Source organism: Deinococcus proteolyticus MRP, assembly GCF_000190555.1.
GTDB classification, from domain to species: domain Bacteria; phylum Deinococcota; class Deinococci; order Deinococcales; family Deinococcaceae; genus Deinococcus; species Deinococcus proteolyticus.
In genome coordinates this window covers 173,976-191,923 of record NC_015169.1, presented here as the reverse complement: position 1 = coordinate 191,923, position 17,948 = coordinate 173,976, and the positions used below count along the sequence as shown (strand labels likewise).

Sequence of the window (17,948 nt, the reverse complement as noted above, 5' to 3'; positions counted from 1 at the left end):
CTAAATTCCACTTAAATCGCGCCCCAGCTTCCGCCTGTTAAGCTGAACCGGATGTCCAGTTTCTCTTTCATCCCTGTATCCGGGAGCTTCGCATGAGTGGTGGCCTGGTTGCTCTGCTCGACGACATTGCCGTCATTGCCCGCGCCGCGGCCGCCTCGGTAGACGATGTGGCCGCCGCTGCGGGCCGCGCCGGAGCCAAGACTGTCGGTGTGGTGGTGGACGACGCCGCCGTCACGCCGCGCTACGTGACCGGCTTTTCCCCGGCCCGCGAACTGCCGATCATCTGGAAAATCGCCAAGGGGTCGCTGCGTAACAAGGTAGTCTTCATCCTGCCGGCAGTGCTGCTGCTCAGCCAGTTCCTGCCTTCCGCCATCACTTATGTGTTGATGCTGGGCGGTACCTACCTGTGCTTCGAGGGTGCCGAGAAGGTCTACGAGGCCTTCGCCGGCGGCCACCATGCCACGGAGGAAGAACAGGTGGCTGACCTGTCCAGCGAAGAGCACGAGCAGCAGATGGTCAGCGGGGCCATCCGCACCGACCTGATTCTCTCGGCGGAGATTATGGCCATCGCCCTCGCCGAGGTGGCCAATGAACCGCTGATGTCGCGCACCCTGATTCTGCTGGTGGTGGCGCTGCTGATCACCGCGTTGGTGTACGGCGTGGTGGGACTGATCGTCAAGATGGACGATATCGGCCTGAAGCTGTCGCAGAGCCCCCAAGGTGGCGTGGCTGCCTTTGGGCGCGGACTGGTCAAGGCCATGCCTCATGTACTCACGGCCCTGTCCGTCATCGGCACCGCAGCCATGCTGTGGGTGGGGGGACACATCATCGTGGCGGGCCTGGCCAAGCTGGGCTTTCCGGAGCTGGAGCACCTGATTCACGATTTCGCCGTGCAAGCTGCGCACATGGTCCCGGCCGCCCACGCCCTCGTGGAATGGTTGGTGGGCACCATCGGCTCGGGCCTGTTCGGTCTGCTGGTAGGTTTCAGCATCGTCGGTCTGCTGCATCTGCTTCCTCGCCGTGGTGCGGCTCACTGAGGTTGGCCCAGCTATTTTCTGAATAGAAATGCAACCTTGAATCATGGGGCCGCCGGCGCTGTACGCTCAGCAGACACAGTGCTGGCAGCCCCTTTTGTAAATTTATTTTGTATAGTTTTTAACTATGCAGACAACTGAACGGAGGGTGGCCCTCGTCACGGGTGGGACCAGTGGCATAGGGCTGGCTATTGCCAAGAGGCTTCAGGAAGACGGCCTGCAGGTCGCTGCACTGGATCTGGACCGCCCGGAAGCCCGCAGCGTAGCTGAAGAACACGGCCTTTGTTTCGTCGGTGCGGACCTTGCCCAGCGTGCGGAATGTCGCCGCGCAGTGGAGGAGACGGTGCAGGCGCTGGGCGGCCTGGACGTGCTGGTCAACAATGCCGGCTTCCAGCACATCGACCCCATCCGCGATTTTCCCGAGGACACCTGGGACACCATGCTGCACGTGATGCTGACAGCGCCTTTTCTGCTCAGCCGCTACGCCTGGGACCACCTGACCCGCAGCGGGCAGGGCCGCATCGTGAATGTGGCGAGTATCCACGGGCATGTGGCCAGCCCTTTCAAAAGTGCCTACGTCAGCGCCAAACATGGCCTGATCGGCCTGACCCGCACCGCTGCCCTGGAAGCCGGCGAGCAAGGGCTGACCGTGAATGCCATTTGCCCCGGCTACGTGCGTACCCCGCTGGTCGAGAGCCAGCTGGCGGACCAGGCCCGCACCCGCGGCATCAGCGTGGAGGAGGTCGAGCAGCGGGTGATGCTGGAGCCTGCCGCCATCAAACGCCTGCTGGACCCGGCCGACATAGCCGCGCTGGCTTCGTACGTGGTCAGCCCCGCTGCCTGGGGTATGACCGGGGCAGTGCTGGACCTTGACCTGGGCTGGACGGCGCGGTGACGGCGATGCTGGGACTTCTCGGAATCGTGATTTCACTGGCCGGCCTGATTTATTTCGCCTACCGTGGCGTGACCGTGCTGGTGCTCGCACCTCTGATGGCGCTGCTGGCGGTGCTGTTTTCCGGCGTGTGGTCGGCCGAGCTGCTGGCCACCTACACCCAGGTTTTCATGCAGAGCCTGGGCAAGTACCTGACCCAGTTCTTCCCGGTCTTTTTGCTGGGAGCCATCTTCGGCAAGGTGATGGCCGACAGCGGAGCAGCCGAGGCCATTGCCCGCTGGATGGTGAACCGCTTGGGGGCGGCGCGGGCCATCGCAGCGGTGGTGCTGTCGTGCGGCATTCTCACCTACGGCGGGGTCTCGCTGTTCGTGGTGGCTTTCGCGGTTTTTCCTATCGCCGTCTCGCTGTTCCGCGCAGCAGGTGTGCCAAGGCGCCTGATTCCGGCGGCCATCGCGCTGGGGTCCTTTACCATGACCGCCATTCCAGGTACACCCGCCATTCAGAACGCCATCCCGGCCGCCTTTTTCGGCACCGATACCTTCGCGGCGCCGGGCCTGGGGCTGATCGCAGGGGCCATCATGCTGTTCGGCGGTCTGGCCTGGCTTCAGCGCCGGGCCGCTGTGGCACAGGCTGCGGGCGAAGGCTACGGCGAACCCGGCCCCAACGACGGTGCTTCCAGTGAGGGCGGCTCCCATCGCACTGGCCCCCATGATATTGGCCCCCACAATATTGGTGCAGTGCCGCAGCGTGAACTGCCCGGCATCGGGCTGGCGGTGCTGCCTATCGTCGCCGTCATCGGCCTGAATTATCTGCTTTCCCGCGTGGTATTTCCGGCCACCGACCTGGGCTTCTTGGCGCAGGAGCGCTTCGGCGCCGTGCAGCCGGGGGCGGTGACTGGGCTGTGGTCGCTGATTGCCGCTCTGGCCGCCGCGACCGTGCTGGCGCTGGTGCTGCACCGCCGCTTTCTCAGCGATCCCAGCCGCTCGGTCAACGAGGGCACCCTGGGCTCGCTGCTGCCCATCTTCAACACCGCCTCCGAGGTGGCCTACGGTGCCGTCATCGCGTCGCTGGCCGCTTTCGCGCTGGTCCGTGACGCAGTGCTCAGCATCGCTCCGGCCAACCCCACCGTGTCGCTGGCCGTGGCCGTGAACACGCTGGCAGGCATCACCGGTTCGGCCTCGGGGGGGGCTGAGCATCGCGCTGGATACGCTGGGTGCCACCTACTTGGAACGGGCGCTGGCCGCAGGCATCTCACCGGAGCTGCTGCACCGGGTCGCCACCATCTCTTCGGGAGGGTTCGACGCCCTGCCCCACAACGGCGCCGTGGTCACGCTGCTGGCCATCACCGGCCTGACCCACGCCCGCTCCTACCTCGATATTTTCGTGGTGGCCGTGGTAATTCCGGTCACGGCGCTGCTGGTGGTGTTGCTGCTGGGCAGCGTGTTCGGCAGCTTCTAGCAGACTCGCTGGGCGGGGCGCGGGCAGGCGCAGTAGGAGCCTAGTCTGCCCGCGCCCCGCCCACCATCCCCTACACTGCCCGCATGTCTGCTGCCACACCTCTTCGTACCGCCCTGCTGGGCTACGGCTCGGTCAGTCAGGTGTTCCATGTGCCGCTGCTGCGCGCCCTGCCCGAGTTCCGCCTGGTCGCTGCCGCCAGCCAGAACCCGCAGACGCCGGCGGCCCTGCCAGAAGCGCAGGTCTTCGCCACGCCTGAGGCGCTGCTGGCCGGCTCGGACGCCGAACTGGTGGTGGTGGCCACCCCCAACCGCACCCACTTCGCCCTGGCCCGCGCCGCGCTGGAGTCCGGGCGGCATGTGCTGGTGGAAAAGCCCTTCACGCTGACTGTGGGGGAGGCGCAGGCCCTGGTCACGCTGGCGCAGGAGCGCGGGCTGGTGCTGAGTGTGTTTCAGAACCGGCGCTGGGACGGGGATTTCCTGACGTTGCAGCAGGTCCTGGCCGGCCGTGAGCTGGGCCGGGTGACGGCGCTGCACTCGCACTTCGACCGTTTCCGGCCCCAGGTGCGTGACCGCTGGCGCGAGAGTGACGAGCCTGGCGCCGGTATCTGGTACGACCTGGGCCCCCACCTGGTGGATCAGGCGCTCACGCTGTTTGGTCTGCCCCGGCGGGTGCGGGCGGACCTGGCCCGCATGCGGTCCGGTGCCCGCAGCGACGACCACGCCGAGGTGACGCTGGACTACTCGGACACCGGGGGCGAGCGCCGCGTGACGCTGCATGCTTCGATGCTGACCGCCTACGCTGCGCCGCGTTTCGTGGCCCACGGCACGGCCGGCTCCTTCGTGATAGAGGGCCTGGACCCCCAGGAGGAGGCGCTCAAAGCAGGAGAGACGCCCGGCGCTCCCGGCTGGGGCCTGGGCGCTCCGGACGGCCGCCTGTTCTCCGGCCAGGGGGAGCGGGCCGTGCCCCGCCTGCCTGGCGATTACCCCGCCTTTTACCGTGCTCTGGCCGCAGCCATTCGGGAAGGGAGCCCGCCCCCGGTCACGCCGCAGCAGGCCCTGGACACCATGCGGGTCCTGGTGGCCGCGCAGCGCAGCCAGGACCAGGGCGGCTGGGTGTCGCTGGAGCCGGCCGCGCCGCCTGCCCGGGCGCTAGACTCGGACCTGTGAACACCCTCTTGCCGGGTCTGCGGGCCCTGACGCTGACACCGACACTGGCACCGATGCTGGCACTGGCACTCTGTTTTCCGGTGCTCGGCAGTCTGCCGGCGCGGGCGGCCCCTGCTCAGGCGGCGCCCACCCCCACTTTCCGTACTCCGGCACTTTCTCCTGCGGCAGACCGTACGGCGGCCGGTGCGGCGCGGCTGAGCGCTTCCGCCCTGCTGGAACGTGCCCGGCAGGCGGCCGGGTTGCCCCAGTCCGGCCTCACGCTGCTGCATGAGCGCGTGCAGATAAGCGAGAGCGGGGAAAGAGGCGGCGCCCCGACCTACCTCAGCGACGTCTGGACCGACCTTGCCGGGCAGCGCCTGAAGATGACCGACTACACCGGCGATACCCTGGACTCGGTGCATCTGCTGACGCCAGCGGCCAGCCTGCTGTACACCCCGCAGCACGGCACGGTGCCGGTGCCCCCTCAGCGGGCCGAAATCCTGCGCTGGAACCTGCGGAGTGGCGTGGGTGGCCTGGGCGCCGCGTCGCAGCGGGGGGTCCGCCTGCGGGCCGCAGGAACGCAGACCTGGCTGGAAGACGGGCCGCAGCCCCTGCGCGGCGCCGTGCTGGAAGTCACCTGGCCGGACGGCGCCGCCTGGCAGTATCTGCTGGACCCGCAGACCGGCCGGCTCCTGGCCGACCGCAGCGCCGATAAGGACCTGGGGCTGCTCACCTTCACCTACAGCGACCCACGGGCTGCCAGCGCTGTCAAGGTGTTGCCCGGCGGTGCCCCGCAGGCCCTGGAGGAACGCACGCTGCTGCTGCCCGGCGGTGAGGTGCTGTACCGTGAGCAGGTGCTCACCCGCGAACTGAACCCGGCCCTGCCTCCCCGCACCTTCGAGCTGCCCCAGCTTCCCCAGGCGAGTGGGAGAGCACAGTGAGGCTTTCTGCGGCCCCCCGGCTGGTTTCCCCGCTGTTGGCCGCTCTGCTGCTGGCTCCGGCCGCTGCCGCCGCCCCGCAAGAGCAGAGCGAGATCAGTGCCCAGGACCTGTTCGACGAGGTGATTTACGAGCTGGCTCTCAATTACGGCGGTCCTTCGGATGTGCGTGCCCAGGACCTGCGTGAACGTTTCCTGCCCCGGGTGCAGGCCCTGTGTGCGGGGCAGAACGTGTGCAGTTCCAAGGCAGCTTATCCGCCGATAGGTCAGCTGCTGCGCGAACTGAACGATGAACACACCAACTTTTTCTCGCCGGCCCAGTGGGCGGCCATGCAGCTGGAGTCTTCCGGGCAGGCCAGTGGGCGGGCTTTCGGCCTGGTCACCCGGCTGGTGGAGGGCCAGGGCACCCTGGTCACCGAGGTTCTGCCGGGTTCTCCCGCCGCGCAGGCCGGGCTACGGGCCGGCGACCTGCTGACCCGGATGGGGCACATGCCGCTGCTGTCCGGCTTGGCCGGGGAAAAGCTGGGGGCGGCCGGGCGCTCGGGCCAGGTCACGGAGCTGACGTACTCGCGGGCCGGCCAGTCCCGGCAGACCGAGCTGGCTGGGGCGGCGTTCGTGGCTCCGCCGGTCAGCCTGGAAATGCTGGACGGGCGCACCGCCCTGCTGAGGGTGCGCCACTTCGATGTCAGGGGCGTAGCCCAGGACCTGCATAATGCCCTGCGCCGCGCCCAGCAACAGGGCGCCGAGCGGGCCGTGCTGGACCTGCGCGGCAACCCTGGTGGCCTGCTGCCGGAGACGGTGCTGAGTACCGGCGCCCTGACCCAGCCGGCTCCGCTGCTGGATGTGGAGCGCTCCGTTTCTACCCTTCATTCCTACGACCAGGGCCGCTATCTGATGGACGGTCAGCCGCAGCCGGGAACGCGGGTGTTCAAGCCGCAGCGCTTTACCGGTCCGCTGGCCGTGCTGGTGGATCAGGACTCGGCCAGCGGCGCGGAATTCATGGCCCGTGACCTGCTGAGCCGGCCCCAGACCGTGGTGCTGGGCCGGCCCACGGTGGGCGTGGGGGATTCCGCCACCCAGCTGCTGGACCTGGCCGATGGCTCAGGGCTGCAGGTGACCGTGTCGCGTGTGCAGACGGCGGCCGGTCAGCCTCTGAGTGCCAGCGTGCAGCCTCAGGTGCTGCTCAAGCGCGACGACCTCACTTTCGCCCGCACCGGGGAGGACCCGGAGCTGGCAAGTGCCCTGCGGGCGCTGGACAGCCTGAAGCCCTGAACCTGCGGCAAAGCGGCGCCCCGGCCAAAGCGTGCAGGCCGGGGCGCCGCTTTTTTGCTCTCTCAGTTGCTGCTATTTTCCTGCAGCGCCGCCTGGTTGACCACCTGGGCCACTTCGGTCAGCTGCTGGTCGGTCTGGCCCTCTTCCTGCAAGGTGGCGTCCAGCAGTTCGGCGGCCTGGTCCTCGCCCAGCAGGCGGGCAAAGTTCACGGCCGTGCCGTAAGCGGCAATTTCGTAGTGCTCCACGCGCTGCGCCGAGGCGATCAGGGCGGCGTCACGCACCGGGCCTTCCTTGTTCTCGCCGGCCTCCTCGGCCCCTTCCTGAATCAGGCCCTGCATCGCCTTGCAGACCTTGCCGGACGTCGGCTCGTTCAGCGCGGCGAAAATCTTCTCCAATCGGGCCACCTGCTCGCGGGTCTGGGCCAGGTGGTTTTGGAAGCCCTGCTTGAGCTGCGGGTTCTGGGCGTTCGCGGCCATGTGGGGCAGGGCCGCCAGCAGCTGGGTTTCGGCAGAGTAGAGGTCGCGTAGTTGAGAGAGATACAGTTCACGCAGAGAAAAGTTACGCATGGGCGCACATCCTTTCGGGGACAGAGGAACAGAGGAGAGGTGAAGTGGGAAAGAAGGCTCTACCCTGCCAGTATCCTCTGCCTGGGGTGCCCCCCGGCGGCTGACGGCTTTAAGCGCCCTTAAAGTCCAGTTTTTCACACTGCATGAGCCTGCCCGCGTGGCGCATACTGCCGGGCGATGACGTTTTCGCCTGACCTCTCCGACGGCTTCGTGCGCGTGCGCGGTGCCCGCGAGCATAATCTCAAGGACATTTCCGTGGAACTGCCCCGCGATGCTCTGGTCGTCTTTACCGGCGTGTCCGGCTCCGGCAAGTCGTCCCTGGCCTTCGGAACGCTCTACGCCGAGGCGCAGCGCCGCTACCTGGAATCGGTGTCGCCCTACGCCCGGCGGCTGTTCAACCAGGTCGGCGCGCCCGACGTGGACGCCATCGACGGCCTGCCGCCTGCCGTCGCGTTGCAGCAGCAGCGCGGCACCCCCACCGCCCGCTCGTCCGTGGGCAGCGTGACCACGCTTTCCAACCTGCTGCGGATGCTGTACTCCCGCGCCGGCGACTACCCGGAAGGCCAGGGCATCGTGTACGCCGAAGGTTTTTCGCCCAACACCCCCGAAGGCGCCTGCCCGGAGTGTCATGGGCTGGGGCGCGTCTATACCGTCACCGAGGAGTCGATGGTTCCGGACCCGTCCCTCACCATCCGCGAACGGGCCGTCGCCGCGTGGCCGACGGCGTGGGGTGGGCAGAACCAGCGCGACATTCTGGTGACGCTGGGCATCGACGTGGACGTGCCCTGGCGCGAGCTGCCACAGGAGACGCGCGACTGGATTCTGTTTACCGACGAGCGGCCCGTCGTGCCGGTTTACCCGGGCCTCACCCCCGAGGAAACCCGCCGCGCCGTGAAAAAGAAGCTGGAGCCGAGCTACATGGGCACCTTTTCCAGCGCCCGCCGCCATGTGCTGCACACCTTCGCCAACAGCGAAAGCGCCACGATGAAAAAGCGGGTGCAGGGCTACATGATTTCTTCGGCCTGCCCGCTGTGTCACGGCAAACGGCTGCGACAGGAAGCGCTGAACGTCAAGTTCGCGGGGCTGGACATCACCGAGTTTTCGCGTCTGCCACTGACACGGGTGGCCGAGTTGCTGCGTCCCTACGCTGCGGCCACGCCCAGCGAGGAGGAAGCGGCACAGGGCATCGCCCTGCAACGGATGGCCGAAGACCTTGCCCGCCGCCTGGATGTGCTGCTGGACCTCGGCCTGGGCTACCTGCAACTCGAACGCTCCACGCCCACGCTCTCGCCCGGCGAGCTGCAGCGCCTGCGCCTCGCCACGCAGCTGTATTCCAACCTGTTCGGCGTGGTGTACGTGCTCGACGAGCCCTCCGCCGGCCTGCACCCCGCCGACACCGAGGCGCTGCTGGCGGCGCTGGACGGCCTCAAGCGCGGCGGCAACTCGCTGTTCGTGGTCGAACACGACCTGGACGTGATTCGCCGCGCCGACTGGCTGGTGGACGTGGGGCCGGAAGCGGGAGATAAGGGCGGGCAGATTCTCTATAGCGGCCCGCCCGAAGGCTTGCAGGAGGTAGAAGCCTCCCAGACGGGCAAATATCTGTTTGCCGAGTCCCACGCTGAGCCTCATGAACCCCGCGAGCCGTCCGGCTGGCTGGACCTCTCGGGCGTGACCCGCAACAACCTGCAGGACCTCAGCGTGAGGTTTCCCCTCGGCGTGATGACGAGCGTGACCGGCATCTCCGGCTCGGGCAAATCCTCGCTGGTCAGCGGGGCGCTGGTGGACGCGCTGGCGGCGCATTTCGGGCAGCCGATGAGCGACGAGCCCGCCGACGAGGACGACGCGCCCGCTGTCGGCGGCACCGCTCAACTTGGCGGCGACCTCGCGCAAATCTCCCGCCTTGTCCGGGTGGACCAGAAGCCGATTGGCCGCACCCCGCGCAGCAACATGGCGACGTACACCGGGCTGTTCGACCACGTCCGCAAGCTGTTTGCCGCCACGCCGCTGGCGAGGGAGCGCAACTACAGCGCGGGCCGCTTCTCCTTCAACGTGAAGGGCGGGCGCTGTGAACACTGTCAGGGCGAGGGCTGGGTGATGGTGGAACTGCTCTTCCTGCCAAGTGTGTACGCCCCCTGCCCGGTCTGTCACGGTACCCGCTACAACGCCGAGACGCTGGAAGTGGAGTACCACGGCAAAAACATCGCCGATGTGCTGGGCATGACGGTGGACGCGGCGCACGAGTTCTTCGCAGGCGAACCCGCCATCTTCCGGGCGCTGGACACCCTGCGCGAAGTCGGCCTGGGCTATTTGCGGCTCGGCCAGCCCGCCACCGAGCTTTCGGGCGGCGAGGCGCAGCGCATCAAGCTGGCGACTGAGTTGCAGCGCGGCGGGCGCGGCGGCACCGTGTACGTGCTGGACGAACCGACCACCGGCCTGCACCCCGCCGACATCGAGCGGCTGCAAAAGCAACTGTCCAAACTGGTGGACGCCGGCAACACCGTGATTGCCGTGGAACACAAGATGCAGGTCGTCGCCGCGTCCGACTGGGTGCTCGACATCGGCCCCGGTGCGGGCGAGGAGGGCGGGCAGGTGGTCGCGCAGGGGACGCCCGCGCAAGTAGCGGAGGCAGCGGCGAGCCGGACCGCCCCGTATCTGGCGCGGGCACTGGGTCGCTAGGCCAGCGGGCCCGGAGCGCGGCGAATCTCGTCGCTGCTCAGCCCGCAGGCCGTTTCCAGGGCGCTGACGGTGCGCTCCAGTTCGCGGAACAGCTCCAGCAGCCGTGGCCGCTCGGCCAGGCGCTCCTCGGTGCTTATGAAGGCGTCGGCCAGGGCGCGGTAATACTGCAGCGTGCCCAGCTGCCCTTGCTGAAAGCGCTCGAAATAGGCGGCGCGGTCCCTGGCAGGCAGGGCCAGCACGTCCACCAGCATGGTGCGGACATTGTGCAGTTTGTCGGCGGCGCTCACCAGCAGGGAAGAGGCGGGCAGGTCGCCCAGGTGGTTCAGGTAAGTCCGCTTGCGCTCCGCCCAGGGGGCTTTGGGCTGCCCGGCGCGCGGCGCAGCGTCGGTGGCGTCATCGACCAGCACAGTGACGCGCAGGCCGAAGCGGTCAAGTAGCTCTGTGCGCAGACGCTCGGCGTCCTGGCCGGTGTTGGCGGGACCGTCTTCCAGTGCGTCGTGGAGGAGTGCGGCGATGGCCTCGTCCTCACTGGCTCCGAACTCCAGCGCGACTGACGCGACTCCCAGCAAGTGCGAGATGTAAGGAAGGCTAGGTGTTTCTTCCGGGCCGACTTTACGGTACTGGCCGTGGTGCCAGTGGGTGGCCAGCAGCAGCGCCTGACTGAAGCGGTCCGTAAGCGGAAAGCTGGAGCGGGAAGTCATATACCGCAGCTTACCCGAGTGGCAGTCGCAGACCTATCAAGGCACACCACCGAGTTTATAATATATGAATTACAAAACAAGCCCAACAAACACACCCACTGCGGCCCCTCCCCTCAGTCCACATGCTTGGGCGACAGTCTCAGGGTCAGGACCAGTCCCGTCAGCACCAGCCCCAGCGCCAGCAGGTAGGCCCGGGCCAAGCCATCAGCCAGCAGAGGACCGCCCTCACCCAAAGCCAGTGGGCCAATCAGCAGGGCCATCAGTGCGGTACCGAGGGCGCCGCCCATCTGCCGGGCGAACATCACTCCACTGGTCACCGCGCCCAGTTCGCCCTTGCCGGCCGCCTGCTGAGCGGTCAGCAACAGGGTCAGCATCGAAAAGCCCATGCCCATGCCGACCACGAATCCCAGCGCACTGGTCACCCACAGCGGCAGATGCACCGCTAGGGCAAGCAGAGCGAACATGACACTCAAAATGGCGAAGCCCAGCTGTGACAGCCACGCCAATGAAGCCCGCTTCATCAGCCGCGCTGCCAGGATGCTGGCGCAGGTCCACCCCACCAGCATCGGGGTCAGAATGGCCCCGGCGGCGGTGGCCGTGCCGCCCGCCACTCCCTGAGCGTAGAGCGGCAAGTAAGCAATCACGCCGAAGTAGGCGGCGCCCCCCAGGAAGTTGCCGGCGAACGCTATGCGCGGAACCCGTTCGCGCAGCGCCTGCACCGGCAGCAGCGGGCTGGGATGGCGGCTTTCCAATGCCGCTGCCCCCAGGAGAATCAGGGCCCCCAGGCCTGCCAGCGGGAAGCCCCGGCTTTCCAGGCCCCAGACGATCAGGCCACTGCCCAGAGTAAACAGGGCAGCGCCCCACCAGTCCAGCTGGACCTGTCGGCGCTCCGTCTGGTCATGCAGATAACGGGCCACCATCCAGAAAGCGACCACACCGAACGGCAGTGACACATAAAAGGTCCAGCGCCACGACAGCGCGTCGGTCAGCCAGCCGCCCAGCAACGGGCCGACCAGACCCGAAATCCCCCAGACGCCGCTGATAAACGCCTGAATCCGGGGCCTTTCTTCCAGCGTGTACAGTTCACCGATCAGGGTAAGGCAGAGTGTCAGCAGCGCTCCAGCCCCCACGCCCTGCAGGGCCCGGGCGGCGATCAGCCACCCCATACTCTGTGCTGCGCCGCACAGCGCCGACCCGACCAGAAACAGCAGAAGCCCGGCCAGGTAGAGCCGCTTACGCCCCACAATGTCCGAGGCCCGGCCCCACAGCGGACTGCTGACGGTACTGGTCAGCAGATAGACGGCAAAGGGCAACGCGTAAAGCGAGGCTCCCTGCAACTCACGGATGACACTGGGCATGGCGGTGGCCACCACACTGGATTCCAGCGCGTTCAGAAACACTCCGACAATCAGCCCGGCTGTGGCCAGTGTTCGCTGAAGCTGCGGCACCGGGCCGGCCTGGGCAGAAGACATTTCAGCAGCCTACATCTCAACAGATCAGGGGCAGATGAAATTTGCCTCCTGCGACGCCAATCGCATTAAACAAGGCCTTCCTCACAGAATGGACGAGAAGGCCTTGCGGGGGGCGGCTGAGGGGTAGAGGGTGGGGGAAAATGTCTCAGCAGGTAGATCTCTTCTTCCCTAAGTAATCTTAGGGAAGAAACATAGTGGACTAGAAAAGCTTCTACCACAATAATAGGCACCAGATTAGAGTGGCTGGGAATTCGCGGTTCTTGAGAACGAAAGCGGAGCTGAGATGCTCGGGTCCGAGCCTACAGCGCACTATTCCCCTCCATCACAGTAAAATTCAGTCCCGGTAGCGGTGCCAGGGATAAAACCCAACAGCATCACGCCGAGAGTGATGGTCTGCGCGGGCGAACGCAGTACCCTTCAGGCCTGCACCGTATAAGTCAGCCCTGACAGCCAGAACAGCGGGGAAAGGGACTAGGAACGTGGCTGGCAGTGAGGTGCCTGCGGGCCGAGCTTCCCGGTAACGTAACTCCTTGGTCTGTAGAGGGGCGGAGTTGACGTTCCCCAGGCAGAGCCCACCCACGACTCAGCAGCCTGCCAGCATCAGGTTTCTAGAATTTCCTCGTGCGTCCTGGGCTCTACCATATTCAATCGCTTCTCAATCAGTTCCGCAGGTTCAGGGCGTCCTAGTAAGAATCCCTGAATGCGGTCGCAGTCGAGGCTCCGTAGGGCCTGATACTGTTCTTCCGTCTCTACGCCTTCGGCGATCACGCACATACCCAAGCTATGTGCCAGAGAGATCAGAAATTCTATCAATGCACGGCCAGGTCCAGCCACGTCTATTTGCCCACCTCTGACAAAAGAAGAGTCTATTTTAAGGATATCTCCCTGTAAGTGTTGCAGGAGCCCCAGGCTGCTGTAACCGGTGCCGAAATCATCCAGGGCCAGCCGCACCCCTATGTCTCTGAGGTGGGTGAGCTGCTTCAGCGCTCTTTCCCGGTTCTCCAGCAGCACACTTTCGGTAAGTTCTAAAATCAGGCATTCCGGTTTCAGGCCGGAGCTGTCCAGAGCTGCTTGTACCTTAAGCAGAAAAACAGGGTCCATGAACTGCAATGCACTGACGTTGACACTGACGGTGAACCCCTGACCGTTGGCGCCCCAGACGGCTGCCTGGCGGCATGCTTCGTTCAGCACCCATTCCCCCATGGGCACGATCAAGCCGCTGTCCTCAGCAATCTCGATAAACTTGCCTGGGTAAAGTAGGCCGTGAGTAGGGTGCTGCCAGCGCACCAACGCCTCAAATCCGGTGAGCCTGCCGCTCTGGGCATCAAACTGACTCTGATAGTGCAGCACCAGATGCCGCTGGGTGAGGGCCAGGCGCAGATCACGCTCCGTGCTTACGCGTTCGGCCGCTTCTATGCCCATCAGCGGTTGAAAAGCCCTCACGCTGTTTTTGCCTTCACGCTTGGCACGGTACATGGCGATATCAGCGTGCCTCTGCAGCGTACTTACGTCCTCGCCGTCCTGCGGAGCGACGGCCATGCCGATAGAAGCGGTAACATAAAGTGTGTTCTCCGCCACATGAAATGGTTCGGCCAGGCGGTTCAGGACCTTATGGGCCATGACTTCAGCATCGTAGGATGTATGGAGATTACGCAGAATGACAGTGAATTCATCCCCACCCATGCGGGCCACCAGGTCGTTGGGCCGCAGAACCTGTTTGAGCTGGCGCGCGACGGCTTTGAGGAGTTGGTCGCCCGTGTCGTGCCCTAGAGTGTCGTTTACCTGCTTGAAGCGGTCCAAGTCTATAAAGAGCAGCCCGAAACTATGGCCCGCCTCAAGTTCACGCTCTACCTCTGCTTGAAAGTAAGCGCGGTTGGCCAGTCCGGTCAGGGCATCATGGGTGGCCCGGTAAGCCAGGGTATGCTGTGCGGTTTGTAGCTGCTTATTGACATGCGTTAGGGCACTGATGCGGCTTTGTTCTGCTTCCTCTTCACGCCTGAGGAACTCCAGCTGCAGCTGAACACCCAGTACTTGAGCTTTACGCTTGATCGTCTGATCTTGTAAGGTGTGTGTTAGTCCCTGGCAAGCGACCGCCGTGGTATAGGCCAGCTGCCACTGCTTCTGAGCGGCGTAAAGTTCACTCAAGCAAGACAGTGCCTTGTACTGTAGCGGCATGACGTTGTGCTCTCGTCCCTGCTCAACCGCCAGCTCAAACTGTAACTGTGCCTCAGCTCCCCGGCCTAGCTGCATCAGTGATTTTCCGTAGAAGATGTGCGTGTAGATACTGTGCTCCGGATCATGCATCTGTCGAATTGCTGGCAGCAATTCCTCCGCTTGCTGGGCTGCTTGCACAGCTCTTCCAAGGCCAATCAGACAGGGCAGCATCCAGATCTGAAGAATCATGGCTTGGTGGAGATATCCGAGCTGTTGCATGCGCGGTAAGGTGTCCAGCGCCAGTTGGAGCCCCTGGTTGAATTCGCCGAGGTGCTCGTGTAGCCGCACGATATTCACGGTGGCAGCGGAATGAATGATCCTCATGGCCTCGTCCTGACCAGAAGAGATGGCCATCGTCTCCTGATAGGTCTCCAGCGCCAGCTGATAGTCCGCCAAATCTAGATAGATGAGCCCGATATTGTTCAGCGCGCGCGCCCGTCCGACGTCGTCATTGGCTTCTCTAGCGATGCGCAGGCTTCTTTGGTACCACTCCATGCCCTGCCCATAGTTACCCGTCGCTACGTCGCATACCCCCAGGTTGTTGGCAATGCGCGCCGCCAGCGGCCCCTCGCCCAGTTCCTGGGCCAACGCTTCAGCCCGGTGCAACAATTCACGGGCGGTGTGGAATTCTGAGCGGAACGCGGAGGCTGCTCCCAGAAGCATCGTGGCCTGCGCTTCCCGTGCTTTATCGCCCAAGCGCTGCGCCAAAGCCAGGCTCTCCCGCAGCAGCGTTTCAGCCTGCTGGACATCAGAAACCAGGAGTAGCTCCGTGCGTTGCAGCAACTCCTGTAAATACCTGGTCTCTCCGGAAAGCGGTGAACCGCTCGCGGAATCAATGCCTGACATAGTAAGACGAAGATAAAGGGAAGATACTCACAGAATTACTTTATTAATGTCGAGCACAGACCTATATCATTTTTCTAAGAGCGTATCAGCAACCCGATTGGACTTAGCGACCGATATTCTGCTCCTGGCGAATCTGGGGCATAAGGCAAACTGAACTGAGATGACACGCCGAGCCTATCGCAGCGACCTTGACGATGAAACCTACTTGTTCATCCTGCCCTACTTTCTACTGAGGCCCGAAGATGCGGCGCAGCGGATCTATCCCATCAGAGAAGTCCTCAATAGCCTCTTCTGGATTGCCCGGACGGGAAGTCCCTGGGAATATCTCCCACACGACTTCCCACCCTATAAAATTGTTCACCAGCAAGCGCTGCGCTGGTTCGAGCACGGCTGCTTCGAGAATCTGGTCCATGACTTGAGGATGATGGACCGTGCAGCAGTTGGACGGGACAACGTCCCGTCCGTCGCCATCATTGACAGTCGAACCCTGCAAAGTACACCTGAAAGTGGTCACCGATCAGGCTATGACGGCGCGAAAAAGCGGAATGGCAGCAAGGTGCATGCGGCGGTGGACACTCTGGGCCATGTCATTGCTCTGCTGGTCACCTCCGCAGATGAACAAGACCGCGAACAGGTCTACGATCTATGTCACCAGATTCAGACTGTCACTGGTGACTGTGTTGATGTCGTGCTGGCAGATGGTGGCTACACCGGGGAACAGGCAGAGATTGACGCTGCACTGCTGGATATTGAGCTGGTCGTTGTGAAACGACCAGCTGGAGCATCGGGATTTGTCCTGCTTCCCAAGCGCTGGATCGTAGAACGAAATTTTGCTTGGGCCGCCCGTTTCCGCCGCTTAGGACGTGATTTGGAGCGGTTGCCTTCTACCTTGCTTGGCTTTCACTGGCTGGCCTTCGCTATTCTGTCTCTACAGAAATTGGTTGCCTAGATTTGGATGGGGTTGCTGACACGCTCTATATCATTTTTCTTAGTGTTCACCTCTGGTGTAGGTGCCAGGTTCCCCACAGCCAGTCTCATCAACCTGCCGGCTGCCTTCGACGATCTGATTCTTACGCCGAAAAGCAGTGCCGCCGTACCCCTCCCATCAGAGGCCCGGCCTTAGAGTGACGCTTTCGGCAACTCCTTGGTGGATCAGGTGGTAGGCACAGCTGTACGGTGCCGGGATCTGCGGCAGGTCCTGGGCACTGAACCAGCGGGCTTCTTCAATCTCCCCAGGCTGGGGCACGATCTCACCGCCTACATACTCCGCGCTGAAGGCCACCATCAGCGAATGTGGCAGCGGCCAGGGCTGGGACATCACGTACTCCGGGCTGCGGATGGTCACGCCCAGTTCTTCCAGTACCTCGCGGTGGCAGCAGGCTTCCAGGGTTTCACTCGGCTCGGTGAAGCCGGCCACCACCGAAAACAGGCCGGGAGCGTGGCGGGGACCACGGGCCAGCAGAAATTCGCGTCCGGCCCCCTGGCGCCGCCAGATCAGCACCATCACGGCCGGGGCCACCCGTGGATAGACCGTGAGGCCGCAGGCCGGGCAGCGGCGGGCCAGCTCGTGCCCGAGAGCATCTGTGGAAGTGGCGCAGCGTCCGCAAAAGCGGTGGGTGCTGTGAAAGTCCAGCACCTGCGCGGCGTATCCAGCCAGGCCCGCTTCCACTTCGTGGGTCGTAATCAGCTGCCGTAGCGAGAGGCCAGCTGCCAGGTCGGTCCTGCTGCGGGCGGCGGCGTAGCTCTGGCCCTGCCAGCAGCCGAGGCTGACAGCCGGCTCATGCAAGGTCTCGGTGGGCACCTCGTCCAGCCTGGGCCAGCCGTCAGGGCCGGGAGCCTGCACGGTGCGGCCGTCGGGTGAGAACAGCAGTAGCCGGTGCTCAGGCGTGAGCGGACCGGGGCCGGCCTGGAAGGTGTCTGGTCGGGAGAAGGGAAGCATGGCTGAGTATAGGAGTGGTGGCGGGCCTAGAAGGTTACTCTAGTTTGTAATTCGCTTATTATATATTGCCCGTACTTTCTGTCTTTGGCGCTTCTGAATTTCGGGACAAGCAGGAAAGCAGGACAAATATTGGCACTATAGTCGGATAAACGGACCAAGCCGGCCTCGCGCCAGTCTTATCCCATCTACGGAGGAACCACTGTGAAATACCCCGAAGCCATTGCCGCCGCCCTCGTCACCGTCCTGACCCTGCTGTTCCTGGCCGTGACCCAGGTCCGCACCCAGCCATCTACCGGCGAGGGCGCCGGTCAGATGCCCATCACCAACCCGGTCGAGGGCGAAGTCGGCGCCGGCCAGCAAAGCCAAAGCACCCAGGGCAGTGACCAGCCCAGCAGCACCGACAGCGGCAGCGATGCGAGCGGCGCGGCCAGCTCCGCCTCAGAGGGGGCCGCCTCCGGGGCCAGCGTGACCGAAGGAAGCAACAGTCCCACCGGAACGCCCAGCACCACGGGTTCGGCCGCCGGCCTGGAAGCCGACCCGGCCAGTGGTGCCGCCGTAGGCGAGGCCGCCGGTGGAGAGGACATGGCCAGCAGCGCCATGACCAGCAGCGCTGCGACCGAGGACACCGGTAGCGAAGCCAGCGCAGCCGCGACCGAAACGGAAACGGCTTCGGGCACAGAAACCCAGCAGTAAGCTGCCGCAGTGGGGACCGGTCAGGCGCAGGTGCCGGCTAGTCCCCACTGTCATCTGCTTGCCCTGCCCCTTCAGCTGGACTGCTCCTTCGGCTGGACTGGCC

At 64.6% G+C, this 17,948-nt stretch carries 13 protein-coding genes and 1 pseudogene; 9 read left to right on the top strand and 5 right to left on the bottom strand.

All coding sequences use genetic code 11. The features are described 5' to 3' along the window. Window positions 1-92: 92 nt before the first annotated feature. The 6 genes and pseudogenes from DEIPR_RS11090 to DEIPR_RS11065 all read left to right on the top strand — a co-directional run bounded on the left by DEIPR_RS11090 (window position 93) and on the right by DEIPR_RS11065 (window position 6,738). Window positions 93-1,037 (top strand): DUF808 domain-containing protein, encoded by a 945-nt coding sequence (locus DEIPR_RS11090; protein ID WP_013623050.1) that lies wholly within the window; start codon window positions 93-95, stop codon window positions 1,035-1,037. A gap of 124 nt (window positions 1,038-1,161) precedes the next feature. Then, window positions 1,162-1,929 carry a 3-hydroxybutyrate dehydrogenase gene (locus DEIPR_RS11085; protein WP_013623049.1) on the top strand — a complete coding sequence of 256 codons (768 nt, stop codon included), beginning with the start codon at window positions 1,162-1,164 and terminating at the stop codon, window positions 1,927-1,929. A gap of 5 nt (window positions 1,930-1,934) precedes the next feature. Then, window positions 1,935-3,384: pseudogene (locus tag DEIPR_RS11080) on the top strand (GntP family permease). Between the two features lie 83 nt (window positions 3,385-3,467). Then, window positions 3,468-4,550 (top strand): oxidoreductase, encoded by a 1,083-nt coding sequence (locus tag DEIPR_RS11075; protein ID WP_013623047.1) that lies wholly within the window; start codon window positions 3,468-3,470, stop codon window positions 4,548-4,550. Beyond that, a complete protein-coding gene (locus DEIPR_RS11070) occupies window positions 4,547-5,470 on the top strand; it encodes a hypothetical protein (RefSeq protein ID WP_013623046.1) in 924 nt (307 codons plus the stop codon). Before DEIPR_RS11075 ends, DEIPR_RS11070 begins: the two co-directional genes overlap by 4 nt. Next, entirely contained in the window at window positions 5,467-6,738 is a 1,272-nt protein-coding gene (locus DEIPR_RS11065) for a S41 family peptidase (RefSeq protein ID WP_013623045.1), read from the top strand. The genes DEIPR_RS11070 and DEIPR_RS11065 overlap by 4 nt, the downstream gene beginning before the upstream one ends. Window positions 6,739-6,800: 62 nt before the next feature. On the opposite strand, the gene DEIPR_RS11060 is transcribed toward DEIPR_RS11065, so the two are convergent. After that, complete coding sequence (locus DEIPR_RS11060) at window positions 6,801-7,304, bottom strand: ferritin-like domain-containing protein (RefSeq protein ID WP_013623044.1); 504 nt, start codon at window positions 7,302-7,304, stop codon at window positions 6,801-6,803. Between the two features lie 177 nt (window positions 7,305-7,481). On the opposite strand from DEIPR_RS11060, the gene uvrA reads away from it, so the two are divergent. Continuing rightward, window positions 7,482-9,980, top strand: coding sequence for an excinuclease ABC subunit UvrA (uvrA, locus tag DEIPR_RS11055; protein ID WP_013623043.1), 2,499 nt, complete (start codon window positions 7,482-7,484; stop codon window positions 9,978-9,980). Here uvrA and DEIPR_RS11050 read toward each other — a convergent pair. The 3 genes from DEIPR_RS11050 to DEIPR_RS11040 all read right to left on the bottom strand — a co-directional run bounded on the left by DEIPR_RS11050 (window position 9,977) and on the right by DEIPR_RS11040 (window position 15,213). Continuing rightward, on the bottom strand, window positions 9,977-10,681 hold the full coding sequence (locus DEIPR_RS11050; protein WP_013623042.1) for an HD domain-containing protein: 705 nt from the start codon (window positions 10,679-10,681) through the stop codon (window positions 9,977-9,979). The genes uvrA and DEIPR_RS11050 overlap by 4 nt on opposite strands. A gap of 113 nt (window positions 10,682-10,794) precedes the next feature. Beyond that, window positions 10,795-12,153, bottom strand: coding sequence for an MDR family MFS transporter (locus tag DEIPR_RS11045; RefSeq protein ID WP_013623041.1), 1,359 nt, complete (start codon window positions 12,151-12,153; stop codon window positions 10,795-10,797). Window positions 12,154-12,753: 600 nt separating this feature from the next. Beyond that, window positions 12,754-15,213 (bottom strand): EAL domain-containing protein, encoded by a 2,460-nt coding sequence (locus DEIPR_RS11040; RefSeq protein ID WP_013623040.1) that lies wholly within the window; start codon window positions 15,211-15,213, stop codon window positions 12,754-12,756. Between the two features lie 160 nt (window positions 15,214-15,373). Here DEIPR_RS11040 and DEIPR_RS11035 point away from each other — a divergent pair, with 160 nt between their 5' ends. After that, complete coding sequence (locus DEIPR_RS11035) at window positions 15,374-16,162, top strand: IS5 family transposase (protein ID WP_013623039.1); 789 nt, start codon at window positions 15,374-15,376, stop codon at window positions 16,160-16,162. Between the two features lie 156 nt (window positions 16,163-16,318). On the opposite strand, the gene nudC is transcribed toward DEIPR_RS11035, so the two are convergent. Next, on the bottom strand, window positions 16,319-17,152 hold the full coding sequence (gene nudC / locus DEIPR_RS11030; protein ID WP_013623038.1) for an NAD(+) diphosphatase: 834 nt from the start codon (window positions 17,150-17,152) through the stop codon (window positions 16,319-16,321). Between the two features lie 201 nt (window positions 17,153-17,353). On the opposite strand from nudC, the gene DEIPR_RS11025 reads away from it, so the two are divergent. Further along, window positions 17,354-17,845 (top strand): hypothetical protein, encoded by a 492-nt coding sequence (locus tag DEIPR_RS11025; RefSeq protein WP_013623037.1) that lies wholly within the window; start codon window positions 17,354-17,356, stop codon window positions 17,843-17,845. Window positions 17,846-17,948: the final 103 nt, after the last annotated feature.

Bases quoted from the DNA above. Each gene is read 5' to 3' on its own strand.
- DEIPR_RS11090 (WP_013623050.1), top strand. From the start codon at position 93: ATGAGTGGTGGCCTGGTTGCTCTGCTCGACGACATTGCCGTCATTGCC.
- DEIPR_RS11085 (WP_013623049.1), top strand. From the start codon at position 1,162: ATGCAGACAACTGAACGGAGGGTGGCCCTCGTCACGGGTGGGACCAGT.
- DEIPR_RS11075 (WP_013623047.1), top strand. From the start codon at position 3,468: ATGTCTGCTGCCACACCTCTTCGTACCGCCCTGCTGGGCTACGGCTCG.
- DEIPR_RS11060 (WP_013623044.1), bottom strand. From the start codon at position 7,304: ATGCGTAACTTTTCTCTGCGTGAACTGTATCTCTCTCAACTACGCGAC.
- uvrA (WP_013623043.1), top strand. From the start codon at position 7,482: ATGACGTTTTCGCCTGACCTCTCCGACGGCTTCGTGCGCGTGCGCGGT.
- DEIPR_RS11050 (WP_013623042.1), bottom strand. From the start codon at position 10,681: ATGACTTCCCGCTCCAGCTTTCCGCTTACGGACCGCTTCAGTCAGGCG.
- DEIPR_RS11045 (WP_013623041.1), bottom strand. From the start codon at position 12,153: ATGTCTTCTGCCCAGGCCGGCCCGGTGCCGCAGCTTCAGCGAACACTG.
- DEIPR_RS11040 (WP_013623040.1), bottom strand. From the start codon at position 15,213: ATGTCAGGCATTGATTCCGCGAGCGGTTCACCGCTTTCCGGAGAGACC.
- DEIPR_RS11035 (WP_013623039.1), top strand. From the start codon at position 15,374: ATGACACGCCGAGCCTATCGCAGCGACCTTGACGATGAAACCTACTTG.
- nudC (WP_013623038.1), bottom strand. From the start codon at position 17,152: ATGCTTCCCTTCTCCCGACCAGACACCTTCCAGGCCGGCCCCGGTCCG.